The sequence below is a fragment of the Knoellia altitudinis genome (genome assembly GCF_042666355.1).
GTDB classification, from domain to species: domain Bacteria; phylum Actinomycetota; class Actinomycetes; order Actinomycetales; family Dermatophilaceae; genus Knoellia; species Knoellia altitudinis.
In genome coordinates this window covers 1,073,167-1,099,522 of record NZ_JBHTDK010000001.1, presented here as the reverse complement: position 1 = coordinate 1,099,522, position 26,356 = coordinate 1,073,167, and the positions used below count along the sequence as shown (strand labels likewise).

Genomic DNA, 26,356 nt, shown 5'->3' with positions numbered 1-26,356 from the left:
GGCAGTCCACTGATGGACCGGTCTGTTCGGGCTTGACCCGATACGACGGCACAGGAACGCACGCTTGGTCGCCGGACACGCTCGCGGCGGATGACGCCCCCTCCCTCGGGGGCGTCATCGTCGTCGGGTGTGGTCATCGGCTCGTGTCCGGGTGGTAGTTGAATGGTCATTTGGTGCGAGTTTCAATGTTCACCTTGCGTGCGAACGATCGATCAGCAACGATGGTGGCATCGCTCCCCTTCGGGGTCGTAGCGACGGGTGGTCCAGCCTCTCCCCCCCGGGGCTTGGCCCGCCCGACGGCCCCGGTCATCCCCCCGACCGGGGCCGTCGCCTGTCCCCGGGCAGTTCGGCTGCGCGACTGTCCACAGGGCAGGTATGCCGGGTCGTTCTGTCCACAGATCGGCTCGACCGGGTGGTGCGCGGCCGGGTCCTCCGGCGACGGTCGGGGGCATGACTTCTTCGTCCTCTCCTCTGGCGACTCCGCTCGTCGTGGTGCTCGGTGCCAGTGGCGGCCTGGGTGCGTCGACCTGGGCGGCGGCCCTGGCTCGCCGCCTGTCCCTGCACCTGGGCGAATGCGTCCTCGTCGACGGTGACGTCCGGGGTGGTGGCCTCGACATGACGTGCGGCACGGAGCACGTGCCCGGCCTGCGCTGGCCCGACCTCGCGCGGCTGCGGGGGACGACGTCGTGCGCGCGACTCATCGCTGCCCTGCCGTGTGGTGAGGTGCCGGTGCTGTCGGCCGGCGGGCGCGGTGGCGCGGTCCCTGACTCAGTGGTGCTCGACGTCGTCGCGTCCATGCGCGGTGTGGTGCCCGTCGTCGTGGACCTGCCCGGGCTCACCTCCGTGGCGGAGTCGCTGATCGAGGGGGCCGAGGCCGTCCACGTGGTGTCCGGGTTGCAGGCCCGTCGGCTGGCCGACACGGAGGCCTTGATCCGCGATGTCGGCGAACTGGCCGGTGCGCGCCTCGGGTTGGTGACCCGCTCGTCAGGTGGCATCGCACCCGAGCTCGATGAGGTCCTCGAGCACCTGGGCGCCGCGCATCTCGCTCACCTGCGCACCGACGCCAGAGTGCTCCGTGACGGCGAGCGGGGTGAGTGGCCAGGCCTGCGAGGAGCACTGCGGGACAGCGCAGACCGGGTGGTTCTCGACCTCGTCGATCATCTTTCTGTGGGCGCGGCGTGAGTGCGGGTGCGGGTGTCGGGGCGGGTGCAGGTGCGTCGCGGTGGCCGGGCATCGAGGAGGCGATCCGTGAGGGTCGGGGACCCGATGCGTCGGCCATTGCCGGTGTCACCGGAGCGGTCGTCGAGCTCGGCGTCGAGGGTGCCGCCATCGAAAGCGCGTTGCTGCGTGAGCAGGTCCTGGGCTTCGGGCCGCTGGAGCCGTGGATCACCCAGGCCTCGGTGACGGACGTGCTCGTCAACGGGGACGGCGCGGTCTGGGTCGACCGGGGTGGGGGAGTCGAGGAGACGGGGGTGAGGCTGGACGCCGCAGCCGCCCGGGCCCTGGCCACGCGGCTCGCGGGACTGGCCCGGCGACGCCTTGACGAGTCCCAGCCGTGGGTCGACGGCGTCCTGCCCGGCGGGGTACGGCTGCACGCCATCCTGCCGCCGCTCGCCGAGTCAGGCACGCACCTCAGCCTGCGGGTGCCACGACACCAGCCGGTGGGCGTCGACGGGCTCGTCCGTCTGGGAGCCGTGGGTGGCGAGCTCGCGGACGTGCTGCGCCGGGTCGTCGCAGCCCGGGCGTCGTTCGTCGTGGTCGGTGGCACGGGGGCAGGCAAGACGACCGTGCTCGGGGCGCTCCTGTCCGAGTGTGCGCCGGACGAGCGCATCGTCGTGGTCGAGGACGTCAGGGAGCTCGCTCCGGCACATCCCCACGTCGTCCGTCTCCAGGGCCGCATGCCCAACGTCGAGGGCGTCGGCGCAGTGACGATGGTCGACCTGGTGCGGCAGGCCCTCCGCATGCGCCCCGATCGACTCGTCGTCGGCGAGGTCCGGGGTGCCGAGGTGCGCGAGATGTTGGCGGCTCTCAACACAGGACACGACGGCGGTGCCGGCACGGTGCACGCCAACGGCCTCGAGGAGCTGCCCGCGAGGCTGGAGGCTCTCGGAGCGCTGGCCGGGCTCGGCCGGGAGGCGGTCCATGCGCAGCTGCGAGGGGCGATCCAGGTCGTCATCGACGTCACGCGTGTGGGTTCGGTGCGCTTCGTGCAGGGAGTCGGCGTGACCCGCTGGACCGGGTCGGAGGTCGTGGTCGACGAGGCTCATGTCGTGGCCGGGGCCCCGGTGGATGGTGGTTTCGTCGTGCGTCGCGGGCCCGGAGCCGCCCAGCTCGACGCTCTCCTCAGCGCGGTGGGTGCCTTGCCCGACGCCGCAGCGCCGGCTCCGGGTCATCGGGACGTCGCATGATGGCGCTGCTGGTCCTCCTGCTGGTCATGGCGATCTTCCTCTGGCCACGGGGTCGACCGGTGCCGCGGACCGGCTGGCCCGGGGGCGCTGGACCTGCCCCGGATGCCGGCGCCCTGTCCGTCAGGGTGCGTGCCCTGCTGTCACGGGAGGTGCAGTTCCGCCGGGAGCGCCGGGGTTGGGTCGCTGACTTCGCCGAGCTGTCGGCGGTGGGTCTCGATGCGGGTCTGCCCGCCGCAGAGGCCGCCCGGCTCGCCTGCGAGGTGGGTGGTTCTGCCGCCAGGAGCGCAGAGTTCGCCGATCTCGCTGCTCGCATCGCCGACGCTCAGGCGCACGGGCACGGGGTGGGCGGCTGCCTGCGTGACGCTGCCGAGGGGGACCGCGACCTCGCCTTCCTCGGCGCTGCTTGGCAGCTGACCGACGAGTTCGGTGTCGCTGCGGCACCAGCCGCCCGCGTGTCTGCGGCAGTGCTGCGTGAACGCACGGCCAGCGACGACAGGCGCACGGTCCTCGCAGCCGGTCCACGGGCCTCGATGTGGCTCCTCACCCTGCTGCCGCTGAGTGGGCCCCTTGTCGCCGTGGTGCTCGGGTTCCCGGTGCTGGAGGTCTATGGGTCCACGCCCGCCCTCGCGGCGGCGACGGTCGGCCTGGGGCTCACCGGCCTCGGGTGGTTCTGGTCCCGGACGGTCCTGCGACGGGCCCTGCGACCGGCGGAGATCTCATGACCCCGCTGGTGGTCGCCCTGACGTGCCTCATGCTGGCGTGTCTGCTGTGGCCGCCGGGACGGAAGTCGTCGGCCGCCCCTCCAGAGCTCCCCGACTCCACCGGGGACCTCCCCGGCTCATCGGCTGGCCCTGCGGACGGGTCGGCGGGCGGCCGGACCCTCCCTGCGGAGGGCGGGAGCGCCCCGGCGGACGGCGCCCGGGCGGAGGACGCCCGGGCGGAGGGCGCGAGCGCTCTGGCCGAGGGCACGACCGTGACGGTCGACGAGGCGGCGGACGCCCTGGTGCTCTGTGCGCTCGCGATGCGTGCAGGGCTCGGCCCGGTCGAGGCCCTCGAGGCGGTGGCCGGCCAGGTCCATGGTGCGGTGGCGCACCACCTGCGCGTCGTCGCGAGTGCTCATCGGTGGGGCCAGGACGCCGCGACCGCCTGGCGTCACGTGGGAGAGGCGTGGCGTCCCGCAGCCCTCGCCTGGCAGGCGGCCGAACGCTCCGGCGCTGCACCGGCCGGGGTCGTCCTGGCCGCGGCCGAGCGGATGCGGCGCGAGGAGGTGTCACGGGTCGAGGCAGGAGTGCAAAGGGCCGGAGTGCTCCTCGTGCTGCCTCTCGGGGCGTGCTTCCTGCCAGGGTTCGTCGGGACCACCGTGGTGCCCGTCGTGCTCCATCTCGCCAGATCGAGTCTGGGCGCATCGTGAGGGTCGGTGTAGTCATCCTGGCCCGGTCGCGTTCTGCGCATAAGGCCTACTGAGGCATCCATCGTGCGCAGAGGGCCTGACCGGCACGAGCCATCTTCTGCCCAGTTTTCCCCAGACGCTCTGTGGTTCGCGCGCCCGGCAACCTACGTTCGCGAGCAGAGGACGTGGGGTCATGCCTGCATGAGCCCTGCCCGGCCGACGTGGTCGTGGCGAACGCCACACAGCACCTCCGGTCCTGAGGACCGGGATGACGAGGAGCCCCAACATGAGCACCAAGACCACCGTCGCGCGAAGCGCCGCCGCTCTCTGCGCCGCCGGGATGCTGAGCCTCGGCCTCGCCACCACGGCCACCGCTGAGCCCATCGACAACACCAACTCGGTCGAGTACTGGGAGGCCTTCCTCGAGGACGAGGGCTTCGTCAACCCCGTCTGCGAGAAGGACGACACCGGTCTCGACACCAGCACCTGGGTGTCGGACGGCGACTACCTCATCGTCGTCCTCAAGGCAGGTTCCGGCGACGAGGAGAACACCGTCTTCGGCATCGACGAGGACGACAACTTCGTCGGGGTCGAGGAGGGTGAGGAGCTCGAGACGAGCTCCGGCAAGGGGATCTCGCACATCATCACCTGCGACGCTGACCAGGAGACCGAGACGCCCGACCCGACCCCCTCCACGCCCGGCGAGCCGACCGGCCCGATCGTCGAGACCGACATCGTCGAGTCCGGCGTCAGCACCACGCCGATCGCCTTGGGAGGCGCCGCGTTGCTGGCCGGTGTCGGTGCCTCCGTCCTCGTGCTGCGCCGCAAGGGCCAGCACTGATCTCCCGAGACAGACGGCGGGGTGCCGTCGAGCCGGATGGCTGAGCGCCCCCGGACGCGGGTGGGGCGCCACGGCCCCACCCGCTTCTCGTCTTCTGCCCGCGCGATGGCTTCGCGCGGTGGTGTCGGCCTGATCCTGCTCGCCGTGACGGCCCTGATCCCGGGTTGCTCCCGCGACACCGAGCCGCCCTCTGCCGCGGCGAGCGCTTCGGTTGCCAGGCAGACCACATCGCCCAAGACCCTGACCCCGATGTCCTTCTCGGCACCGACGATCGACGTCAGCGGATCTCTCACCCGCACCTCGGCCGTCAACGGAGTCGTCAACCCGCCGGCGGGAGTGCTGGCGTGGGTCACGGGCTACGACCGGGTCCAACCCGGCGAGGTCGGGACGGCGGTCATCGCCGGCCACGTCGTCGACGGCACGCAGGACGACGTCTTCGCGAACCTCAAGGACATCAAGCGCGGTGCCGAGGTCACGGTGGTCGATGCCCGGGGCAAGCCGGTGGTCTACACGGTCACGTCCACGCGGGTGGCGACCAAGGAGGAAGTGAGCCGGGACAAGGCGGTCTGGGGAGCGAACGGGTCGATTCGCCGGATCGCGCTCATCACCTGTGACGACGACGACGGATTCCGCGCCGACGGTCATCGCGTCGCGAACTTCGTCGCCATCGCCGAGGCTCGCTGACCCGGCTCGCTCGTCCACAGGCAGCTGGGGGCACCGCGGTCGTCCACAGATGTCGGTGCCGCTCTCGCACTCGCTCGTGTAGTGCGCTGGACTCGACCCGAGGCGGGGACAGGCCCCGCACTGATCGAGGAGATCCGCTGTGACACAAGCTCTTTCGCGCCGTTGGGCGCGCATCAAGGAGTCGGCCGAGACTGGCATGACAACGGCCGAGTATGCCGTGGGCACGCTCGCGGCGTGCGCCTTCGCCGCGGTGCTCATGCTCGTCGTCAAGTCCGGACCGGTGAAGTCGGCCCTGGCGGGCGTGATCACCGCGGCCCTCGGCACGGGGACGTGACCCGAGGCCGACGCGGAGAGACCGGCATGGTCACGGCGGAGATCGCCGTGGCCCTGCCGGCCCTCGTCCTGGTGCTCACGCTGGGGTTGGGTGCCGTCGCTGTGGTGACCGACCAGCTCAGGTGTGTCGACGCCGCTCGCGTCGGGGCCCGGCTCCTGGCCCGAGGGGAGCCCGTCGAGCAGGTGCGCAACGAGGTGGCTCGTCAGGCGCCGGACGGGGCGGAGATCGGGTTCGAGGTCGGCCCCGACTCGGTCCGGGTCGACGTGAGCGCCCAGCCTCCACCATTGCTCCGGGCCGTCGGTGTCAGTGCACGCCCCCGGGGAGTGGCCCATGCGGTCCCTGAGGCAGCACCATGAGTCACAGGCGCCGTCGCGGTCATGGGCCCCCAAAGCACCGGGACGAGAGCGGTTCCGGGACGGTCCTCGTGGTCGCTGCCATGGGGGTCCTGCTCGTCCTGGTCATCGCCGCGCTGCACCTCGGTGCGGCTGCCACGGCGGCTCACCGCGCGAGGACGGCCGCCGACCTCGCGGCCCTCGCCGGGGCCGCCACGCTGCAGGATGGCGATGCCTCGCCGTGTGCCCGAGCGGCGCAGGTCGCCGGGCGCAACAGGGCCCGGCTGGTCGCGTGCGCACTGGTCGGGGAGTCGGTGTCCGTCCGCGTCGCGACGGCCGTGCCCGCCCGCTGGCCAGGCGTCCCTGACGAAGCGCTCGCCTCGGCCCGTGCCGGTCCGGCTCCGACCCCCCTCCCGTGAGCCGGGGCCACCTGACGGCTGACACTCTGCGCGGGACTGGTAGGACCCCGGGCGCACGACGACGAACGCCCGGTCCGGCATCAACCGATGCCGAGCCGGGCGAACGCCCCGAAGCGAGGGTGGGTCAGGTGCGCGGGTTGTTGCGCGGGTCCACGGTGCCGCCGTCACGAGGGTTGTTGCGGGGGTCCACGGTGCCGCGGTCACGCACGTCGTCGGCCGTCCGTGCATCGCGCGGGTCCACGGTGCCGGCATACCGGGAGTCATTGCCACGGTCCTGGGCCTGCGCCTCGGCGACCTCTGCGCGACGACGGGCCTCCTCGGTGGAGAGGTGCTGCTCCTCGACGCGCTGGTCGCCGTCGCGGCGCAGGGCAGCGGTCTCTTCCTCGTGGCGTCGACGCTCGTCGGCGAGGTGACGCTCACGCTGGGCGAACTCCTCCTGCATCCTGCGCTCGTTCTCGACGCGGTTCTGCTCGGCGCGCGCCGCCTCTTCCTTGGCGGCACGACGTCGGCGGGACCCGCGCTTGAAGCCGTGGCGCATCAGCACCCAGCCGAGCCAGAACACGCTGATGACCGCGGCACCGGTGAGGAGGAGCGCCAGGGGCGGCAGGCTGATGGTTCCGTTGAGCACGTCGATGTCGACGCCGTCGGTGAGCTGCGAGGTGCCTTCGAACAGCAGGATCCCTGCGGCGACGGCGATGAGAACGAGGATGAGTCCAAGGATGATCACGTCTGCGAGGCTAGCGCCCTTTGGAGACGTTGTGCCTGTTCAGGACCTCGAGTCATGAAGTGGGAGATGACGGGGCAAGGGGGTCGGGGTGGCGCGTCACGCCGGGCGGGACATCAGCACGAGGTCGAGCAGCCGGATCGCCCTGGCCTTGTCGAGCGGCTCGTTGCCGTTGCCGCACTTCGGCGACTGCACGCAGGCAGGACACCCGCGCTCGCACCGGCACCGAGCGACCGCATCGCGGGTCGCCTCGACCCACTCGCCGAACGCCGTGTGTGCGCGCTCGGCGAAGCCCGCCCCGCCCGGGTAGCCGTCATAGATGAGGATCGTCGGCAGCCCGGTGTCCGGGTGCATGTCCGTCGAGACGCCACCGACATCCCACCGGTCCGAGGTCGCCACGAGTGGCAGCATGCCGATCGCCGCGTGCTCGGCGGCGTGCGCGGCACCAGGCACCTGCGCCTCCTCGATCCCGGCCTCCTCGAGCAGGTCGAGCGGCATCGTCCACCAGACACCCCGCGTGACGAGTGAGCGCTCCGGCAGGTCGAGCGGATGGGTGCCCAGCACCTCACCCGAAGGCAACCGGCGCAGGAACGACGTCACCTGCGTCGTCACCCGCACCGAGCCGAAGCAGACGTCGATCTCGCCCCACCTGTTCGTGCGCTGCGCCCCGATGATCGAGAACGAGCTCTGCGACTGCGAGTGGGTGCTCCACCCCGGGTCGCCGCGCACGATCGTCGCGGTGGCCGCGGGCAGGTCGAGATCGGTCACGACGAACGTGTCGCCCTGGTGCACGTGCACCGCCCCGGTGTGGACCTGCGAGTGGGCCGACGCCTCGTCGATGGTGCCAAGGACCCGCCCGCTGCGCCGCTCGACGATCGAGACGACCTCGGTGGTGCCGCGCAGGTTGACGTGGTCACCCGGCCGGTCGGCGCGCGCCCAGAACCATCCCGTCGGCCGTCGCCGCAGGATCCCGCGCTCGACGAGCAGGTCGACCACACCCCGTGCCCCGGTCCCGAACATCGGCAGGTCGGCCTCGGTCAACGGCAGCTCGTGCGCCGCCGCAGCCAGGTGCGGTGCCAGCACGTGCGGGTTCGCGGGGTCCATGACGGTGGACTCGATCGGCGCACCGAAGATCGCCTCGGGATGGTCGAGCAGATAGGTGTCCAGCGGGTCGTCGGCGGCGATGAGCACGGCGAGCGACTCGCGCCCCGACCGCCCGGCGCGTCCTGCCTGCTGCCACAGGTTGGCGCGGCGCCCCGGCCACCCGGCCATGAGCACAGCGTCGAGCCCGCTGATGTCGATCCCCAGCTCCAGCGCGTTGGTCGCCGCGAGACCGCGCAGCTCGCCGTCGCGCAGGGCGCGTTCGAGCTCGCGCCGCTCCTGCGGAAGATAACCCCCTCGGTATGCCGCGATGCTCGCCTCCGCGGTCCCGCTCACCTGCCCGAGGCGGCGCCTCGCCGATGCGGCCAGCGCCTCGACCCCGGCCCGGCTGCGGGCGAACGCCAGGGTCTGGACGTCCGCCGCGACGAGGTCGGCGAGCAGCTCGGCCGCCTCGCTCGTCGCCGACCGCCGAGCCTCGTCGACCGTCGGTGGCTCCCACAGGGCGAAGGTGAGCGCCTCGCGAGGTGAGCCGTCGACCTCGACGGGACTGACCGGCATACCCACCAGGGAGCTGGCATGGGACGCCGGGTGGCTGACGGTCGCGGAGGCGAGCACGAACGTCGGCGTCGAGCGGTAGCGAGTGCACACCCGTCGCAGCCGGCGCAGGACCGACGACACGTGCGACCCGAAGACCCCGCGATAGATGTGGCACTCGTCGATGACGACGTACCTCAACGACCGGAGGAAGGGTGACCAGTTCCTGTGCCCGGGGAGCATCGAGTGGTGCAGGAGGTCCGGGTTGGTAAGGACGACGTTGGCGTGCTCGCGGATCCAGCGGCGCTCGTCGGCCGGGGTGTCGCCGTCATAAGTGGCCGCCCGGATGCCGGGGATCGCGAGGGCCTCGATGCGGGCGAGCTGGTCCGCGGCCAGGGCCTTGGTCGGCGCGACGTAGAGCACGGTCGCGCCCCGACCGGTCGGCGCGGCGAGCCCGTCGAGGACGGCGGTGAGGGCCGGGACGAGGTAGCCCAGGCTCTTGCCGGAGGCGGTGCCCGTCGAGAGGACGACGTGCGAACCGTCGTGGGCGAGGTCCATGGCCTCACGCTGGTGGGACCACGGGGCTGCGATGCCGCTACCGGTGAGGCTGGCGAGCAGTGGTGGGGCGACCCAGTCCGGCCACTGCGCCAGCCGGGCGGGCCGGGCCGGCAACCGCTCGACGTGGCGCAGGCGAGCGCCGCGATCCCCGGCTGCCAGAGCAGCAAGAATCGCGGTCGGCTCGGCAGATGGCGACACAACGGCTACCGTAATGCGGTGCACTGACAGACCCTCGGCCCGCAAGCCGGGGGCGTCGTCGCACAGAAGGGTCCGCGACGCGGACGTGAAGCGAAGAAGGAGTCGGCTGCAGTGAAGTTGACCGTGGCGAGCACGGAACGGGAAGGCGTCACCATCGTGACCGTCTCCGGTGAGGTGGACGTCTACACCGCGCCCCAGCTGCGATCCGCGCTCGAGGAGCGCATCGCTGCGGGGCAGATCGCCCTCATCGTCGACCTCCAGGACGTCGGATTCCTCGACTCGACCGGCCTCGGCGTCCTCGTCGGCAGGCTCAAGGCGGTCAGGAAGCTCAACGGCTGGCTCCGGGTCGTCTGCACCAACGAGCGCATCATCCGCATCTTTGGCATCACCGGCCTCGACAAGGTCATCCCCATCCACGACACGGTCGACGCGGCGCTGGGGGCCGACCCACACGACTTCGCGGAGCCCGAGGTCTCGGCCTGAGCCAGGCCGAGCTTCGGCACGAGCAAGGTCGCTCACCCCGCCCCACAGGCGTGAGAGCAGTCACACCGGACGACCGAGAGTTCCTGTGACCTGAGTCACCGGGTAAGGTCCACCCCGCGTCTGCCCGTGGTCCAACGATCCCGCGACACGTCAAAAGGCTGATGACGCACACCCGTCAAGGAGGATGGAATGGCTGCACTCGCGCTCGCACCGGCCGAGGCGACGTCCACGCTGGAGCTCACTGGATCGAACGTCACACTCGTCGTCGGGGTCGCGGTCATCGCCGTGATCGCCCTCGTCATGGGCTTCGTCTTCCGGCAGCAGGTCCTGCGTGCGGACACAGGAACCGAGAAGATGCGCGAGATCGGCGCCGCTGTCGAGGAGGGGGCCCAGGCCTTCCTCGCCCGTCAGTTCAAGACGCTGAGCATCTTCGTCGTGCTCGTGTTCGGTCTGCTCCTCCTCCTCCCCGCTCCCGACTGGAACGTCAAGCTGGGCCGCTCCGGCTTCTTCATCGTGGGTGCGGTCTTCTCCGCCGCCATCGGCTACTTCGGCATGAAGCTCGCGACCAAGGCCAACGTCCGCGTCGCCGCCGCCTCGCGCGGTGAGAACGGTCGCGACGAGGGCATGCGCATCGCCTTCCGCACCGGCGGCACCGTCGGCATGGCGACCGTGGGCCTCGGCCTGCTCGGCGCCTCCGTCGTCGTCCTCCTCTACAAGGCCGAGGCGCCCAAGGTGCTCGAGGGCTTCGGCTTCGGCGCCGCTCTCCTCGCCATGTTCATGCGTGTCGGCGGCGGCATCTTCACCAAGGCCGCCGACGTCGGCGCCGACCTCGTCGGCAAGGTCGAGGCCGGCATCCCCGAGGACGACCCCCGCAACGCGGCGACCATCGCCGACAACGTGGGCGACAACGTCGGTGACTGCGCCGGCATGGCGGCAGACCTCTTCGAGTCGTATGCCGTGATGCTCGTTGCCGCTCTCATCCTCGGTTCCGTGGCCTTCGGCGACTACGGCCTGGTCTTCCCGCTGCTCGTCCCGGCGATCGGCGCGATCACCGCGCTCATCGGCGTCTTCATCACCAAGGCACGTGGCACCCAGAGCGCGCTCGACGCCATCAACCAGGGCTTCTACGTCTCGGCCTTCATCGCCGCGGTGCTCTCCTCGATCGTCGCGTGGTTCTACCTGCCGCACACGTTCGCCGAGCTCTTCGAGGGCCGCGACCCGCAGACCCTGACCGAGACGCAGCAGGGCATCGCAGCACTCGACAGCAACCCGGCACTCGTCGCGATCTACGCCGTGATCATCGGCATCGTCCTCGCCGCGGTCATCCTGTGGCTCACCGGCTACTTCACCGGCACCGACAAGCGCCCGACCAAGGACGTCGCGCGCACGTCGCTCACGGGTGCGGCCACGGTCGTCCTCTCGGGCATCGGCGTCGGGCTCGAGTCCGCCGTCTACACCGCCGTGATCATCGGTGCCGCCGTCTACGGCGCGTTCCTCCTCGGTGGCGGCTCGGTGGCCCTCTCGCTCTTCCTCATCGCGCTCGCGGGCTGTGGTCTGCTCACCACGGTCGGCGTCATCGTCGCCATGGACACCTTCGGACCCGTCTCCGACAACGCGCAGGGCATCGCCGAGATGTCGGGCGACGTCGACGCTGAGGCGGCGCAGATCCTCACCGAGCTCGACGCGGTCGGCAACACGACCAAGGCCATCACCAAGGGCATCGCCATCGCGACGGCCGTGCTGGCCGCGACGGCGCTGTTCGGCTCCTACACCGATGCCTGGCAGACGGCGATCAGCGAGCTCGACACGTCGGCGCTGTCCCAGGTCCAGATCACCGACGGCAACGAGTTCATCCAGAACGCCCAGGGCGTCATCACCAACCCGTCGACACTCGTCGGCCTGCTCCTGGGTGCGGCCGTGGTGTTCCTCTTCTCGGGCCTGGCGATCAACGCCGTGACCCGCGCAGCCGGCGCCATCGTCTTCGAGGTGCGTCGCCAGTTCCGCGAGATCCCCGGGATCATGGAGGGCACGACCAAGCCCGAGTACGGCAAGGTCGTCGACATCTGCACCAAGGACTCGCTGCGCGAGCTCGCGACGCCGGGACTGCTCGCCGCTCTCACGCCCGTCATCGTCGGGTTCGGTCTGGGCATCGGAGCCCTCGCCGGCTTCCTCGCCGGCGCCATCGGCACCGGTTGCCTCATGGCCGTCTTCCTCGCGAACTCGGGCGGCTCCTGGGACAACGCGAAGAAGATCGTCGAGGACGGCGTCCACGGCGGCAAGGGCAGCCCGGCGCACGAGGCCACGGTCATCGGTGACACCGTCGGTGACCCGTTCAAGGACACCGCCGGCCCGGCCATCAACCCGCTCCTCAAGGTCATGAACCTCGTCGCGGTGCTCATCGCCCCGGCCATCGTCATGCTCTCGGTGGGCGAGGACGCCAGCAAGCCGCTCCGCTACGGCATCGCTGCCCTCGGGCTCGTCGTCGTCGTCACGGCCGTCGCGATCTCCAAGCGTCGCGACCTGGCCATCGGAGGCGACGAGGACGGTGAGCCCTACTCGGAGCTCGACGACTCGGCGCCGGACTCCGGTGCCGTGACCGCTCCCGGTGAGGCCGTCGAGGAGTCGCTCGACTCGCGCGACAACCCCGGCCACGTCGAGATCCCCGCCCAGCGCTGAGGGCGAGCACACGGCATACGCCAACGGCAGTGAACGGCGGCCGGCCCACCCGAGAGGGTGGGCCGGCCGCCGCCTTGTGTGCGCGGCCGGCGCGAGCCGCGCAGATGCTGGTGAGCCGTGCAGCGATCTGAGCGTGGCTGGTCAGGTTGTGCGCGGCTGGGTGCCGGTCAGGCGTGCCTGTGGATGACTCCGCGGAGCACGTGACTGACACTGCCACGATCGGGCATGCGCTCAGACCTGTCCCCGCCCTTCGACCCCACCACACTTCGACTGGCAGGCGACGTCCGCCGCCTGGGCCGCGACACGAATGAGAAGGACGACCAAGGCCGACCCGTCTGGGTGAGGGTGCGTCACGGGGTGGTCGTCAGGGCAGCCACGTGGCGACAGCTCACCGTCGAGCAGCGCCACGCCGCCTTCGTGCACGCCACCGCCCTTCGGATGAAGGCACCGCCCGCGGCGCTCTCGCACACTTCCGCAGCGGCGCTCTGGGGGTTGCCGCGTGTCTCTGCCTGGCCGACGCGACTTGAGGTCATCAGCTCGGCCCGCTCCTCGGGACTAATCGTCAGGCACGACCTGCCGCGAGGAGAGACCGTGCACGTCGCAGGGCTCAGCGTGACCTCGCTGACGCGGACGCTGGTCGACCTCGGGCGCACCGAGAAGCTGCACGATGCCGTCGCCGCAGCCGATCACGCACTGCATCACGAGCTCTGCACGGCGATCGCGCTCGAGGAGGAGTTCGATCGACTGGACGCCGGTGTCCCCGGGCGCGCCAGGGCGAGGCTGGCTCTCGATCTCGCTGATGGCCGCTCGATGTCTGTCGGTGAGTCGTTGTCGCGGGTGCAGATGTTCCGCCTCAACCTGCCGCGTCCGGAGCTCCAGGTGGAGGTGCACGATGGCGACGGTCTCGTGGGGTTCTGTGACTTTGGCTGGGAGGACGTCATGGGGGAGTTCGACGGGCGCAAGAAGTATGGCCTGCGTGACGGCATGGATCCGCAGAAGGCCGAGCGGACCCTGTGGAACGAGAAGAAGCGCGAGGACAGGATCCGTGCCACCAACCGGAAGATGGCGCGGTGGGTGTGGGTCGATGCCCTCCGGCCGAGCCAGATGGCTCGGATCCTCGCGGCGCAGGGGATCCGTCCGTCGGCCGTGAACACCTGGTTCGTCGGTGAGATGGCTGCCAGGCACCCCCGGCACCCCCGGCACCCCGAGCAGCCCAGGCGCCCGAACGTGGCGTGACTTTCTGCGCGGCTGGCGCCATCCGCGTACTGGCTGGCGATCCGCGCAGCGATCGGAGCGCGGCTGGTCACTTTCTGCGCGGCTGGCACGGGCCGCGCAAAAGTGGTCGGGTCGCTCTCGGGTGACTCGGGCGGCTCTAGGCTGGCGCCATGCGCTCCTCGCTCTTCGACCAGTCCAACCTCGAGCTCCAGTCCGAGCAGACCTTCGCCCTGCAGAACCCGCAGCTCCTGCGCGTCCACCTCGGCGGTGACGTCCTCGCCGTCAAGGGTGCGATGGTCGCCTACCAGGGCAACATGCGCTTCGACCACGAGAAGGCCGGCAGCGTCGGCAAGCTCTTCAAGAAGGTCGTCACCGGCGAGGACATCAGCCTCATGCGCGTGTCCGGCGACGGTGAGGTGTTCTTCGCCAGCGAGGCGGGATTCGTCCACCTCATCGAGCTCACCGGCGACGGGCTGAGCATCAACGCCCGCAACCTCCTGGCGTTCGACTCGCAGATCGCGTGGGACATCAAGCGCGTCCAGGGCGCCGGGATGATGAGCGGCGGCCTCTTCAACACCACCCTCGAGGGGACGGGCACGGTCGCCATCCACTCCATGGGTCAGCCGGTCATCCTCGACTGCTCGCAGCAGCCCACCTATGTCGACGTGCAGGCGTGCGTCGGCTGGTCGCTCGGCCTCACCCCGCAGGTCGTCTCGAGCATGAACGTGCGCTCCATGCTGCGCGGCGGGAGCGGCGAGGCGTTCCAGTACGCCTTCCATGGAGCCGGGTTCGTCATCGTGCAGCCGAGCGAATGGGTCCCGCCGGCATCGACCGGTGGCGGTGGAGGCGGCGGCATGCTCGGTGGCCTCCTCGACGGCTGACCGGCCGTGACCCTTCGCACCCCTCGCCTCGACGAGGCCCTCATCGCGCGGCTTCGCGCCGACCTGGCGACCGCCGACTTCACCGTCACCGGCGTCACGGACGCGCTCGGCCCCCTGGCAAGTGGCGCCCTGGCCCGCGAGCAGCCGCTGCCCGCACGCCGCGTGGCCGGTGCCTCGACGGCACCTGTCGCCACCCTGATCCGTCTCTTCACCCTCGGCGACCCCGTCGACGTGGCCGAGGTCGACCGGGCCCTGCCGACCCTGCGCGCGAGCGGTGCCGTGGCACTCGGTCTCGTCGACGAGGAGGGTGACGGCGTCGTGGCCCGGATCGACGTGCGCCCGTATGCCGCGGACGAGCGTCACTGGTGGATCGCCTCCGACCTCGCCGAGCTCGCCACCGGCTCACCGGTCCGCGGCGACCACGTCCTCGGCATCGGTGGCGCATCGACGACGCTGGCGGCCTGGACGATCCGTCGACCGGTGGGTCGCGCCCTCGACCTCGGCACCGGGAGCGGTGTCCAGGCCCTCCATCTGGGTGCCCACGCGGAGTCGATCGTCGCCAGCGACCTCTCCGAGCGCGCCCTGGCCTTCGCCCGGTTCAACGCCGCCCTCAACGAGTGCACGTGGGACCTGCGGTCCGGGTCGATGCTCGAACCCGTGGCCGGAGAGCGCTTCGACCTCATCGTCAGCAACCCGCCCTTCGTCATCACGCCGCGCTCCGGTGAGGTGCCGCTCTTCGAGTACCGCGACGGCGGGGCGTCCGGTGACGCGATCGTCGCCGACCTCGTGCGCTCGGTGGGTGAGCACCTCGAGCCCGGGGGAGTCGCCCAGTTCCTCGGCAACTGGGAGGTCCCACGCGGATCGACGTGGACCGAGCGCGTCGGGTCCTGGCTCGAGGGCGCCGGCGTCGACGCCTGGGTCGTCCAGCGCGAGGTCCAGGACCCGGCGGAGTACGCAGAGACCTGGTCTCGCGACGGTGGTCACCACCCGGGGACGGCGGACTTCGATGCGATGTATGCCGCGTGGCTCGACGACTTCGCGTCTCGCGACGTCGAGTCGATCGGCTTCGGGGTCATCACCCTCCACCGACCGGCGGTCGCGCGGGAGCCGTTTCTCGACCTCATGGACGCCCGGGGCCCGGTGCCCGCGGCCATGGGTGAGCCGGTCCGAGTCGGGCTGGAGGCGCGCACGTGGTTGGCAGAGCACACGGACGACGAGCTCCTCGACCGGGCGTGGAAGGCTCCTGCGGACGTCACCGAGGAGCGGCACACCAGGCCGGGCGCGGCCGACCCGTCGGTCATCGTGGCTCGTCAGGGTGGGGGGCTGGGACGGGTCATCACGCTCACGACGGTCACCGCGGCATACCTGTCGGTCGCCGACGGTGAGCTCACTCCCCGGCAGGCGGTGGGCGCGATCGCCGGCATCCTCGAGCTCGACCCGGTCGAGACCGAGCGCGAGGTCGTCGCCTTCGTGCGTGATGCCGCCAAGGACGGGCTCCTCGTCGCCGTATCCGAGTGAGCGCAGCGGCGTGGCGAGGCTCTTGCCCCCCTAGGTTGGTAGGCATGAGCAACGACAACAGCATCACCAGCCCGGACAGCGACCACGACGACGAGGGCGGTACGGTCTCGGAGGGCGGCTCCGGCGCCCTCAACTCCGAGACCGCACAGGGCGGAGCCGACAGCGTGCCCGACACGCCTGACGTCAACGACTCGGGTGTGGACGGCGCGCAGGACGTCAGCGTCGCCGACGAGCAGGACGGCACCACCTGACCCGTCGGGCAATCCGGAAGCGGATCGGCGACGAATCCCCCGCAGGGTCGCCCCTGGCCCTCCCTGCGAAAGTGAGTTGATCCGCAATGAAGCGCATTCTCATCGGCGCCGCCACCGGCGCCGTCGGACTCGGAGTCGGCCTCATGCTGGCCCCCCTCCCGGCTCAGGCCGGCCACAGCAACGCCCTCGTCTCCGCCCACCTCAACGGTCGCGCCGAGGTCTCCACCACCGAGAAGGGTGTCGTCGGTGACCCCAACGGGCGCGGCGAGGCCTATGTCTTCGGCATCGACGGCGACCCCACGACGCTCTGCTACATCCTCGAGGTGAGCAAGATCGCCGAGCTCGACCAGGCGCCGGGTGGCGCTCGCATGGCCCACATCCACAAGGGCGCCAAGGGCACCAACGGTCCGGTGGAGGTCAACCTCGCGTTCCCGCAGGGTGGCCAGGCCGCCGACTGCCTCACCGAGGGTGAGGCCGGCAAGGGTCTCGACCCGGGCGAGGTCCAGCAGATCCTCGCCAACCCGTCGGCGTACTACGTCAACGTGCACAACACCGAGTTCCCGGGCGGCGCCGTCCGCGGACAGCTCCACACCGACGGCTGAGGTCAGCCACTCCCAGCACCACCAGTGACGACGATCGGTCCGGCCACGAGTGAGTGGCCGGGCCGATCTGTGCCTCGGACGCGGGCATTCGTGCAGGTCGCAAAGCCAGTTGTGAGTGAGTCCTCACTCACTCATACTGGATGACGTGACACCCCGTGCTCCCGCCCTCAGCCCCGACGACCGTCGGGCGTCGATCATCGCCGCCACCCTCCCGCTGCTGCGCTCCAAGGGCAGCAGCGTGAGCACCAAGGAGATCGCCCAGGCGGCGGGCATCGCCGAGGGCACGATCTTCCGCGTGTTCGAGACCAAGGACGCGCTCATCGAGGCGGTCGTCCATGATGCCTTCGACAACTCGGCCCTCATCGGCGAGCTAGCCCAGGTCGACACCTCACTCGCCATGCGCGAGCGCCTCGCCGCCGCGGTCGCGATCATGCAGGAGCACCTGCAGGGGATCTTCCAGCTCATGACGGTCCTTGCCTCCTCGGGCCAGCCGCTCCGCCCGCCCGCAGGTGGTGACGCCCACCGGCGCCGCCACGAGGCCACCGCCGAGCTCGACGCGGCGTTCGTCGAGCTCATGGGCGAGGACGCGGCCCTGCTCCGGGTCCCCGCGCCCACGTTCATCGGCTACCTGAGGATGCTCACCCTCTCGAGCGTGCACCCCATGCTCGACGGCGACTCCTCCACGCCGGAGCAGCTCGTCGACGTCCTCCTCGAGGGCGCCCTCGACCGTGCCCCCGCCCGGGCCGCAGCCGTCGAGCCCGCTGCCCCCACCGCCCGAACCGCTCCCACCACGAAGAACCGGAGGAAGAAGTAGTGCTGCTCCGAGTCATGCGTGACTACCTGGGCCCCTATCGCGGACCACTCGTCGTGCTCGTCCTGCTCCAGCTGGTCGGCACCATCGCCTCGCTCTACCTGCCCAGCCTCAACGGCCGCATCATCGACGAGGGCGTCGCCAAGGGCGACACGGGCTACATCATGTCGGCCGGCGGCTGGATGCTCGCCGTCTCGCTCATCCAGATCGCTGTGACGATCGCCGCCACCTACCTCGGTGCCCGCGTCGCCGCGGGTGTGGGCCGCGACCTGCGCGCCGGCATCTTTGCCAGGGTCGGTGACTTCTCGGCCCAGGAGGTCTCACGCTTCGGCGCCCCGACGCTGATCTCGCGTAACACCAACGACGTCACCCAGGTGCAGACGGTCGTCTTCATGGGCGCGGCGATGATGGTGTCGGCGCCGATCATGATGGTCGGCGGGATCGTCATGGCGCTGCGCGAGGACGTGGGCCTGTCGTGGCTCGTGGCCGTCGCCGTGCCGCTCCTCGCCCTCAGCGTCGCCCTCGTCATCCGCCGGATGATCCCCAACTTCCGGCTCATGCAGGAGTCGGTCGACTGGGTCAACCGGGTGCTGCGCGAGCAGATCACCGGCATCCGCGTCGTGCGGGCGTTCGTGCGCGAGGACCACGAGCGGGCCCGCTTCGCCGAGGCCAACACCCAGTACACCGGGACGGCGTTGGCCGTCGGACGGTTGATGGCCCTGGTCTTCCCGATCGTCATGGTCATCTTCAACGCGTCGACGGTCGCGGTGCTGTGGTTCGGTGCCCAGCGGGTCGACAACGGCCAGATGCAGATCGGTGAGCTGACGGCCTTCATGAGCTATCTCATGCAGATCCTCATGTCCGTCATGATGGCGACCTTCATGTCGATGATGATCGCTCGCGCCACCGTCTCGGCCGGACGCATCACCGAGGTCCTCGACACGGACTCGACCGTCGTCCAGCCGGCCGCCCCCGTGGCGCTGCCCCCGGGCGGAACCTCGGTCGAGCTGCGAGACGTCGTCTTCGCCTATCCGGGCGCGGATGTGCCTGTCCTGCAGGGCGTTTCGCTCACCGCCGAGCCGGGGCGCACGACCGCGATCATCGGCAGCACGGGCTCCGGCAAGTCGACCCTGCTCTCCGTCATACCGCGCCTCTACGACGTCACCGGCGGTGCCGTCCTCCTCGGCGGCGTCGACGTCCGTGAGGCGACGCTCGAGGACGTGTGGTCACGCATCGGGCTCGTGCCGCAGAAGCCCTACCTCTTCACCGGCACCGTCGCATCCAACCTGCGCTACGGCGACGCCGACGCCACCGACGAGGAGCTCTGGGAGGCACTGCGGATCGCCCAGGCCGACGACTTCGTCCGCGCCATGCCGGACGGGCTCGAGTCGGCCATCGCCCAGGGTGGCACCAACGTCTCCGGTGGTCAGCGGCAGCGCCTGGCCATCGCCCGGGCACTCGTCGCCAAGCCTGATGTCTACCTCTTCGACGACAGCTTCTCCGCCCTCGACCTGTCCACGGACGCACGGCTCCGGGCGGCACTCAAGCCGGTCACCCGGCATACGACGGTCATCGTCGTCGCCCAGCGGGTCTCGACGATCATCGACGCCGACCACATCGTCGTCCTCGATGACGGCGCCGTCGTGGGCGCGGGAACCCATGACGAGCTGCTGGAGACGTGCCCGACCTTTGTCGAGATCGTCGAGAGCCAGCGCAGCGCAGAGGAGGCGGCAGCATGAGCGCCGAAGGTGTGAAGACGGCTGAGGAGAAGGCCGCTGAAGCGCGCCGTGGCCCTGCGGGGACCGCGACCAACCGGCACGGCCCGATGTCCATCGGTGTCCCGACCGAGAAGTCCTCGAACTTCAAGCCGTCGGCCAAGCGGCTGCTCGGGCTGCTCCGGCCGGAGCGGCTGGCGCTCTACGGCGTGCTCGCCTTCGCCCTCGCCAGCGTCATCCTCAACGCCGTCGGCCCCAAGATCCTCGGCAAGGCGACCGACCTCATCTTCGCCGGGGTCATCGGCAAGGACCTGCCGAGCGAGGGCTCGGTCGACCAGATCGCCGCCGCTCTCCGAGCAAGGGGTGAGGGCGCCAGAGCCGACCTCATCGAGGGCATGCCGCACCTCGTCCCGGGTGCCGGCATCGACTTCGGCGCTGTGGGGGAGGTCCTGCTCCTCGTCCTCGCGATCTATGTCGTGGCGAGCCTGCTGCAGTGGGCCAGCAGCTACATCCTCACCGGAGCCGTCAACCGCACGATCTTCAACCTGCGGCGTGACGTCGAGGACAAGCTCAACCGGCTTCCGCTGCCCTACTTCGACAACCAGCCTCGGGGTGAGCTGCTCAGTCGCGTCACCAACGACATCGACAACGTCGCGCAGAGCCTCCAGCAGACCCTGAGCCAGCTCCTCACCTCGCTGCTCACGGTGGTGGCGATGGTGGTGATGATGCTCTACATCTCACCCCTGCTCGCCATCATCGCGCTGGTGACGATCCCGATCACGATGCTCGTCACGGCGGCCATCGGCAAGCGCTCGCAGAAGCACTTCGTGCAGCAGTGGAAGTCGACGGGCGAGCTCAACGGCATCGTCGAGGAGACCTTCACGGGGCACCAGCTCGTCAAGGTCTTCGGTCGCCAGGACGAGGTGCGCGCCGCGTTCCGCGAGAAGAACGACGACCTGTTCGACGCCGGCTTCGGTGCCCAGTTCGTCAGCGGCATCATCATGCCGACGATGATGTTCATCGGGAACCTCAACTACGTCGTCATCGCCGTGGTCGGTGGGTTGCGGGTGGCGAGCGGGTCGATGTCGCTCGGTGACGTCCAAGCCTTCATCCAGTACTCCCGGCAGTTCACCCAGCCGCTCACCCAGGTGGCGTCCATGGCCAACCTCATGCAGTCCGGAGTCGCCTCTGCCGAGCGGGTGTTCGACGTCCTGGACGCTCCGGAGCAGCAGGCCGAGAGCGCGGCCCCGACCGTCCTCGACGACCCGCACGGTCGCGTGGCCTTCGAGGACGTGTCCTTCTCCTACTCGCGCGAGACCCCGCTCATCGAGCACCTCGACCTCACCGTCGAGCCGGGCCAGATGGTCGCCATCGTCGGTCCCACCGGCGCGGGCAAGACGACCCTCGTCAACCTCATCATGCGGTTCTACGAGCTCGACTCCGGGCGCATCACCCTCGACGGCGTCGACATCACCGACCTGAGCCGCCACAACCTGCGCGGCGAGATCGGGATGGTCCTCCAGGACACGTGGCTCTTCGGTGGGACGATCCGCGACAACATCGCCTACGGCCGCCCGACGGCGTCCGAGGAGGAGGTCGTCGCGGCCGCCCAGGCGACCTACGTCGACCGTTTCGTGCACTCGCTGCCCGACGGCTACGACACGGTGCTCGACGCCGAGGCCGGCAACATCAGCGCGGGCGAGAAGCAGCTCATCACCATCGCCCGCGCCTTCCTGTCCGACCCGGCGCTCCTCATCCTCGACGAGGCGACCTCGTCCGTGGACACGCGCACCGAGCTCCTCGTGCAGCAGGCCATGGCGGCGTTGCGCCGGGACCGGACGAGCTTCGTCATCGCGCACCGGCTCTCGACGATCCGCGACGCCGACCTCATCCTCGTCATGGAGGACGGCCGGATCGTCGAGCAGGGTTCGCATGCAGACCTGCTCGCCAGCGGTGGTGCCTTCGCAGCCCTGTATGCCGCACAGTTCCGGGCCGCTGTCGCCGAACCCGTGGACTGACTCACCTCCACCCCAGCGTCCGCCTCCTCGGTCGAGAAGGCGACCAGAATGGTCGGTGCGCTCGCCGAGACGGAGCACTGATGCGGGAGTAGGTTTGTGCCGTTCGGGCTCCAGGAGCCGCCCTCGATGACGAGGAGGTCGTCGATGTCATCGGCCCTCGCACCAGCACTGATCGCCGCCGAGCCCCTCATCGACGCGAACGCCGTCGACTACCTCATCGTGGGGTTGTACTTCGTCTTCGTCATGGGGATCGGGCTCGCTGCCCGACGAGCCGTGTCGGACTCGATCGACTTCTTCCTCTCCGGGCGCTCCCTCCCGGCGTGGGTGACCGGTCTGGCCTTCATCTCGGCCAACCTCGGCGCCGTGGAGATCATGGGCATGTCGGCCAACGGCGCCGAGTACGGCCTGCCGACGGTGCACTACTTCTGGGTCGGCGCCATCCCGGCCATGCTCTTCCTCGGCGTCGTGATGATGCCGTTCTACTACGGGTCCAAGGTCCGGTCGGTCCCCGAGTTCATGTTCCGGCGCTTCGGCACCGGGGCCCACCTCGTCAACGCGATCAGCTTCGCCGTCGCCCAGCTCCTCATCGCCGGCGTCAACCTCTATCTCCTCGGCTCGATCGTCCAGGCGCTCCTCGGCTGGCCGCTGTGGCTGGCCCTCATCGTCGCCGCCGTGATCGTGCTGTCCTACATCACCCTCGGCGGTCTCTCGGCCGCGATCTACAACGAGGTGCTCCAGTTCTTCGTCATCGTGGCGTCCCTGCTGCCCCTGACCCTCATCGGGCTGAACCGGGTCGGCGGCTACGGCGGGCTCAAGGACAGGCTGACCGAGGCAGCCAACAACGCGCCGGCCGCGGCCGAGGTCGCCCCCGCCGAGCAGCAGCTGAACTCGTGGCCGGGCCAGGCCCTGTCCGGGTTCGACTCGGGGTTCCTCTCGGTCATCGGGATCGTCTTCGGGCTCGGCTTCGTGCTGTCCTTCGGCTACTGGACGACGAACTTCGTCGAGGTGCAGCGCGCCATGGCCTCCAAGTCCATCTCGGCCGCCCGCAAGACGCCCATCATCGGCGCCTTCCCCAAGATGTTCGTGCCGTTCATCGTCATCCTCCCGGGCATGGTCGCCGCCGTCCTCGTCGCGGAGATCGCCGAGCTCAAGAACGGTGGCACCCCTGCAGGAGGAGCCAGCGGCACGGTCAAGTACAACGACTCGCTGCTGCTGCTGATGCGGGACGTGCTGCCCAACGGCCTGCTGGGGCTGGCCATCGCGGGTCTGCTCGCCGCCTTCATGGCAGGCATGGCGGCCAACATCTCGGCGTTCAACACGGTCTTCAGCTATGACCTCTGGGAGCGCTACATCCGCAAGGACCGCAGCGACGACTACTACCTGCGCATCGGCCGCCTGGCCACCGTCGCGGCCACCGTGATCGCCATCTTCACGGCGTCGATCGCGGGGAGCTTCTCCAACATCATGGACTACCTCCAGACCCTGTTCGGCTTCTTCAACGCTCCGCTGTTCGCGACGTTCATCCTCGGCATGTTCTGGAAGAGGATGACCGCGACCGCCGGGTGGACGGGTCTGGTCAGCGGCACTCTGGCGGCGGTCACCGTCGCGTTCCTGTCCGAGGACTCCTTCGGGTCGGCGAGCCTCGGGGTCATCCCGCTGTCCGGTCAGGGAGCCAGCTTCGTCGCGGCGTCGGCGGCCTTCGTCGTCGACATCCTCGTCAGTGTGGCCGTCACGATGGTGACCAAGCCCAAGCCCGCGTCGGAGCTCAGGGGTCTGGTCTACAGCGAGACTCCCAAGGAGGACCTCCACGACCCGGAGGAGGCCTCGTTGCCCTGGTACCAGCGCACGATGCCGCTCGCCGGTCTGGCCCTGGCCCTCGTCCTCGTCCTCAACTTCGCCTTCTAGGAGGTGCCCGACATGTCTGACACCACGACCAAGAAGACCGCCGGAGCATTCGACATCCGCAACTTCATCGGGATGCTGCTCGGGCTCTACGGCCTCATCCTCGTGCTCATGGGCCTCTTCGGTGACAAGGAGCTCGAGAAGACCGGCGGAGTCAACGCCAACCTCTGGACCGGGCTGGCCCTGCTCGCCGTCTCGGCCGGCTTCCTCGTGTGGGCGAAGGTCCGACCGACGGTCGTGCCCGACCACGTCGAACCCGTCGGCGACGATGCGACCCGCCCGGCGCCGCGCAAGAACAAGCCCAACGCCAACAGGTCCAAGAAGAAGAAGAGGCGCTGAGTCCCGGCCCAGCAGCAGACGCAGAACGCCCGGTATGCCGGCCACCCGGCATACCGGGCGTTCTCGCGTTGCCGACGTGGTTCAGGCGAACTGCCAGGACCGCTTCGAGAGGCCAAACCAGAACCCGTCGATGACGCTCTGCCCGTCGATGCCACCGCTGGCGTGGGCTGCGCCGAGACTGACGAAGAGGGGCGCCCAGTGCTCCGTGCGCGGGTGCGCCTCGTGGGCCGCCGGAGCCTTGTCCATGAAGTCGAGGATCGCGTCCACGTCGCCGGCGTCCACGGCCTCGGCCGCCCAATGGTCGAACTCCGAGGAGGGGGCAGGAGGCGCAGCGTCGGCCGGGGCGTGCGGGTCGAACCAGCCGAGGTTGTGGGTCGTGAAGCCGGACCCGATGATCAGCGTGCCCTCGTCACGCAGGGGCGCCAGCCGGGTGCCGATGTCGAAGAGTGCTTGCGGGTCCAGCGTCGGCATCGACAGCTGGAGCACGGGGACGTCGGCCTCGGGGAACATCTCGACGAGCGGCACGTACGCACCGTGGTCGAGGCCGCGCGAGGGGTCCTGGTGCAGGCCACCGCCCGTGTCGCCGAGCAGGCCGGCGACCGAACGGGCCAGCTCGGGCGCGGGTGGCGCGGCGTAGGTGACGTCGTAGTACTTCTGCGGGAAGCCCCAGAAGTCGTACAGCAGAGGCGTGCCCGCGGTCGTCGAGCTCACCGAGATCGGCGCCTGCTCCCAGTGCGCGGACACGACGAGGATCGACGTTGGCCGTGGCAGGTCCTTCGACCACGCCGACAGCTCGTCGGTCCAGCGTTCGTCGTCGGCGAGCGGCGGGGCTCCGTGGCTGAGGTAGATGACCGGGCTGCGCGTGTCCACGACCCGACTCTAGGCCCCCGCTGAAGGTCCCGACCCCGGGCAGGGTCAGCGGGCCGGCAGCCGGGTGATCCAGTAGGAGGCGGTGCCCGGGGAGGCGACGCCGAAGCGGGCGTTGACGGCCCAGAGCCAGCCGCCGGCGAGGGTCGCCGTCGAGGGCACGTCGAGCGTCTCGTCGGAGCGGGCGCCCCGCCAACGCGCGACCCACGTGGAGCCGACGGGGACGAGCTCGAGCACGGAGACCTCGTTCTGTCCCGAGCCGCGCACGTTGTAGAGCGTTGAGCCGTCGAGCTCGAGGCCGTCACCGGCGGTGATGCCGGGCCCGCCACTGACCGGGATCTCGGAGGCGTCACCCGTCGCGGGGTCGACCTGCCAGAGGCCGCCGACACGAGAGTTGTTGAGGATGAGGCTGCCGTCGGCAAGGGCACGGATGCCGTTGGCGTTGACGGCGGTGCCGTCGCCGGCGGGCCAGTCCCCGCCGAGCGGGACGAACGTCGGCGCTGCGCCGGTGGGGGCGCCACCCGGCGTGAGGGCGATGGCGGTCAACCGGTCCGGCACGATGCGGGAGTCGGTCACCCAGACGGTGTCGGTTGTGACCACGAGGTCGTTGAGGAAGACGGCGCCGGGCACGATCGTGTCCTGAACGACGGCGCCGGTGGTGCCGTTGACGGCCCACACGTGACCCACGGAGCCGACGTTGCCCGCGGCCCAGACGAGGTTGGTCCGGCTGTCCCAGAAGAGGCCGCGGATCTGCCGGCCCGCACTCCCGGCGAGCAGGGTGCTCCAGGTCCCGGTGAGCAGGTCACCGGCGACGATCCGTCCGTCGGCGAGGGACCCGACATAGAAACGGGTTCCGGGCCCTGAGGTGATGCCCTCGGGCCGGATGCCGTCAGGGAGCGAGACGGTCTCCGGAGCGGGCGTCGCTCGGCGGCCCTGGGCGGTCGCCGGGTTGGTGACCGAGAGCGAGGACGCGACGATCGACGCGGCGGCGCCGGTGAGGAGGAGGCGACGGGTGGGTGCGGAGGGAGTGTCCATCATCCATTCTGCGCACGTTGTTGAATGTTTGTCGAGGGTTGGCGTCCGTCAGCCAGCGCTGAGGAGCCCGATTCCCAGCGTCGTGAGGCTGATGGCGAGCAGGGCGGCGCCGGCGAAGACGAGCACGATGAGCCGGTTGGGCTCGGTCCGGCCCGCTCCCATCGACGAGAAGAAGAAGCCGGCGGGCATGAGCAGCGCCGAGACGGCGACCCCGGAGCGCGAGAGCCAGCTGAGCGCCCCGGTCTGGTCGGTGGAGTCGACGAGGACCTGGCAGGTGAGGGCGAGAAGCAGCAGCACCCCGGCGTGGGCGTGCCCGGCGCGGGCGAACTTCTCCTGGAACGGCGTCACCTCCTCCCTGCCGCGGACGACCTTGAGCAGGTACAGGCCTCCGCTCTCCACCGTGACTAGCCCGAGGAGCAGGATCCCCGCAGTCGTGCGCGAGGCGTCGGACAGCGTGGCTGTGGCCGTGACGAGGGCCTGGGGGTCGGTCAGCAGAGACATGGAGGACTCCTTGGATAGC

The 26,356-nt window shown here is 70.3% G+C and carries 26 protein-coding genes; 21 read left to right on the top strand and 5 right to left on the bottom strand.

Translation table 11 applies throughout. The features are described 5' to 3' along the window. Nucleotides 1–450 precede the first annotated feature (450 nt). The 9 genes from ACFQW8_RS05210 to ACFQW8_RS05170 all read left to right on the top strand — a co-directional run bounded on the left by ACFQW8_RS05210 (nucleotide 451) and on the right by ACFQW8_RS05170 (nucleotide 6,408). Nucleotides 451–1,182: a pilus assembly protein FlpE gene (locus ACFQW8_RS05210; RefSeq protein ID WP_380085903.1), complete on the top strand. Its 732-nt coding sequence runs from the start codon at nucleotides 451–453 to the stop codon at nucleotides 1,180–1,182. Then, nucleotides 1,179–2,408, top strand: coding sequence for a TadA family conjugal transfer-associated ATPase (locus tag ACFQW8_RS05205; protein WP_380085902.1), 1,230 nt, complete (start codon nucleotides 1,179–1,181; stop codon nucleotides 2,406–2,408). Before ACFQW8_RS05210 ends, ACFQW8_RS05205 begins: the two co-directional genes overlap by 4 nt. After that, nucleotides 2,405–3,130, top strand: a complete 726-nt coding sequence (locus tag ACFQW8_RS05200; protein WP_380085901.1) for a type II secretion system F family protein — start codon at nucleotides 2,405–2,407, stop codon at nucleotides 3,128–3,130. The genes ACFQW8_RS05205 and ACFQW8_RS05200 overlap by 4 nt, the downstream gene beginning before the upstream one ends. Next, nucleotides 3,127–3,819 (top strand): type II secretion system F family protein, encoded by a 693-nt coding sequence (locus ACFQW8_RS05195; RefSeq protein WP_380085900.1) that lies wholly within the window; start codon nucleotides 3,127–3,129, stop codon nucleotides 3,817–3,819. The genes ACFQW8_RS05200 and ACFQW8_RS05195 overlap by 4 nt, the downstream gene beginning before the upstream one ends. 265 nt (nucleotides 3,820–4,084) lie before the next feature. After that, nucleotides 4,085–4,639, top strand: coding sequence for a hypothetical protein (locus ACFQW8_RS05190; protein ID WP_380085899.1), 555 nt, complete (start codon nucleotides 4,085–4,087; stop codon nucleotides 4,637–4,639). 36 nt (nucleotides 4,640–4,675) lie between these two features. Beyond that, on the top strand, nucleotides 4,676–5,323 hold the full coding sequence (locus ACFQW8_RS05185; RefSeq protein ID WP_380085898.1) for a class F sortase: 648 nt from the start codon (nucleotides 4,676–4,678) through the stop codon (nucleotides 5,321–5,323). Nucleotides 5,324–5,462: 139 nt separating this feature from the next. Continuing rightward, nucleotides 5,463–5,657, top strand: coding sequence for a DUF4244 domain-containing protein (locus tag ACFQW8_RS05180; protein ID WP_380085897.1), 195 nt, complete (start codon nucleotides 5,463–5,465; stop codon nucleotides 5,655–5,657). Continuing rightward, a complete protein-coding gene (locus ACFQW8_RS05175) occupies nucleotides 5,654–6,013 on the top strand; it encodes a TadE family type IV pilus minor pilin (RefSeq protein WP_380085896.1) in 360 nt (119 codons plus the stop codon). Before ACFQW8_RS05180 ends, ACFQW8_RS05175 begins: the two co-directional genes overlap by 4 nt. Then, nucleotides 6,010–6,408 (top strand): Rv3654c family TadE-like protein, encoded by a 399-nt coding sequence (locus tag ACFQW8_RS05170; RefSeq protein WP_380085895.1) that lies wholly within the window; start codon nucleotides 6,010–6,012, stop codon nucleotides 6,406–6,408. The genes ACFQW8_RS05175 and ACFQW8_RS05170 overlap by 4 nt, the downstream gene beginning before the upstream one ends. 124 nt (nucleotides 6,409–6,532) lie before the next feature. Here ACFQW8_RS05170 and ACFQW8_RS05165 read toward each other — a convergent pair whose 3' ends face one another. Both ACFQW8_RS05165 and ACFQW8_RS05160 read right to left on the bottom strand, forming a co-directional pair. After that, a complete protein-coding gene (locus ACFQW8_RS05165) occupies nucleotides 6,533–7,135 on the bottom strand; it encodes a hypothetical protein (protein ID WP_380085894.1) in 603 nt (200 codons plus the stop codon). A 96-nt stretch (nucleotides 7,136–7,231) separates the two neighbouring features. Then, nucleotides 7,232–9,523, bottom strand: coding sequence for a DEAD/DEAH box helicase (locus tag ACFQW8_RS05160; protein ID WP_380085893.1), 2,292 nt, complete (start codon nucleotides 9,521–9,523; stop codon nucleotides 7,232–7,234). A gap of 111 nt (nucleotides 9,524–9,634) precedes the next feature. On the opposite strand from ACFQW8_RS05160, the gene ACFQW8_RS05155 reads away from it, so the two are divergent. From ACFQW8_RS05155 to ACFQW8_RS05100, 12 genes are all read left to right on the top strand, one after another. Continuing rightward, complete coding sequence (locus tag ACFQW8_RS05155) at nucleotides 9,635–10,006, top strand: anti-sigma factor antagonist (RefSeq protein ID WP_380085892.1); 372 nt, start codon at nucleotides 9,635–9,637, stop codon at nucleotides 10,004–10,006. Between the two features lie 189 nt (nucleotides 10,007–10,195). Then, entirely contained in the window at nucleotides 10,196–12,682 is a 2,487-nt protein-coding gene (locus tag ACFQW8_RS05150; RefSeq protein ID WP_380085891.1) for a sodium-translocating pyrophosphatase, read from the top strand. A 225-nt stretch (nucleotides 12,683–12,907) separates the two neighbouring features. After that, nucleotides 12,908–13,918 (top strand): hypothetical protein, encoded by a 1,011-nt coding sequence (locus ACFQW8_RS05145; RefSeq protein ID WP_380085890.1) that lies wholly within the window; start codon nucleotides 12,908–12,910, stop codon nucleotides 13,916–13,918. 149 nt (nucleotides 13,919–14,067) lie between these two features. After that, complete coding sequence (locus ACFQW8_RS05140) at nucleotides 14,068–14,778, top strand: AIM24 family protein (protein ID WP_380085889.1); 711 nt, start codon at nucleotides 14,068–14,070, stop codon at nucleotides 14,776–14,778. A gap of 6 nt (nucleotides 14,779–14,784) precedes the next feature. Continuing rightward, nucleotides 14,785–16,296, top strand: coding sequence for a DUF7059 domain-containing protein (locus ACFQW8_RS05135; RefSeq protein ID WP_380085888.1), 1,512 nt, complete (start codon nucleotides 14,785–14,787; stop codon nucleotides 16,294–16,296). Nucleotides 16,297–16,340: 44 nt separating this feature from the next. Next, nucleotides 16,341–16,547 carry a hypothetical protein gene (locus ACFQW8_RS05130; protein ID WP_380085887.1) on the top strand — a complete coding sequence of 69 codons (207 nt, stop codon included), beginning with the start codon at nucleotides 16,341–16,343 and terminating at the stop codon, nucleotides 16,545–16,547. 86 nt (nucleotides 16,548–16,633) lie between these two features. Continuing rightward, nucleotides 16,634–17,149: a CHRD domain-containing protein gene (locus tag ACFQW8_RS05125; RefSeq protein ID WP_380085886.1), complete on the top strand. Its 516-nt coding sequence runs from the start codon at nucleotides 16,634–16,636 to the stop codon at nucleotides 17,147–17,149. A 145-nt stretch (nucleotides 17,150–17,294) separates the two neighbouring features. Beyond that, the gene (locus ACFQW8_RS05120; RefSeq protein WP_380085885.1) at nucleotides 17,295–17,963 is read left to right on the top strand and encodes a TetR/AcrR family transcriptional regulator; all 669 of its coding nucleotides are present in this window, start codon (nucleotides 17,295–17,297) and stop codon (nucleotides 17,961–17,963) included. Continuing rightward, entirely contained in the window at nucleotides 17,963–19,699 is a 1,737-nt protein-coding gene (locus ACFQW8_RS05115; protein ID WP_380085884.1) for an ABC transporter ATP-binding protein, read from the top strand. The genes ACFQW8_RS05120 and ACFQW8_RS05115 overlap by 1 nt, the downstream gene beginning before the upstream one ends. Then, a complete protein-coding gene (locus ACFQW8_RS05110; RefSeq protein ID WP_380085883.1) occupies nucleotides 19,696–21,693 on the top strand; it encodes an ABC transporter ATP-binding protein in 1,998 nt (665 codons plus the stop codon). Before ACFQW8_RS05115 ends, ACFQW8_RS05110 begins: the two co-directional genes overlap by 4 nt. A 144-nt stretch (nucleotides 21,694–21,837) precedes the next feature. Beyond that, on the top strand, nucleotides 21,838–23,598 hold the full coding sequence (locus ACFQW8_RS05105) for a sodium:solute symporter family protein (RefSeq protein ID WP_380085882.1): 1,761 nt from the start codon (nucleotides 21,838–21,840) through the stop codon (nucleotides 23,596–23,598). Between the two features lie 12 nt (nucleotides 23,599–23,610). Continuing rightward, nucleotides 23,611–23,934: a hypothetical protein gene (locus ACFQW8_RS05100; protein WP_380085881.1), complete on the top strand. Its 324-nt coding sequence runs from the start codon at nucleotides 23,611–23,613 to the stop codon at nucleotides 23,932–23,934. An 81-nt stretch (nucleotides 23,935–24,015) separates the two neighbouring features. Here the strand turns inward: ACFQW8_RS05100 and ACFQW8_RS05095 are convergent, their stop codons facing one another. The 3 genes from ACFQW8_RS05095 to ACFQW8_RS05085 are packed head-to-tail and all read right to left on the bottom strand — an operon-like array spanning nucleotide 24,016 to nucleotide 26,337. Continuing rightward, nucleotides 24,016–24,804, bottom strand: a complete 789-nt coding sequence (locus ACFQW8_RS05095; protein WP_380085880.1) for a dioxygenase family protein — start codon at nucleotides 24,802–24,804, stop codon at nucleotides 24,016–24,018. A 45-nt stretch (nucleotides 24,805–24,849) separates the two neighbouring features. Continuing rightward, complete coding sequence (locus ACFQW8_RS05090; protein WP_380085879.1) at nucleotides 24,850–25,836, bottom strand: hypothetical protein; 987 nt, start codon at nucleotides 25,834–25,836, stop codon at nucleotides 24,850–24,852. Between the two features lie 48 nt (nucleotides 25,837–25,884). Beyond that, the gene (locus ACFQW8_RS05085) at nucleotides 25,885–26,337 is read right to left on the bottom strand and encodes a hypothetical protein (protein ID WP_380085878.1); all 453 of its coding nucleotides are present in this window, start codon (nucleotides 26,335–26,337) and stop codon (nucleotides 25,885–25,887) included. Nucleotides 26,338–26,356: the final 19 nt, after the last annotated feature.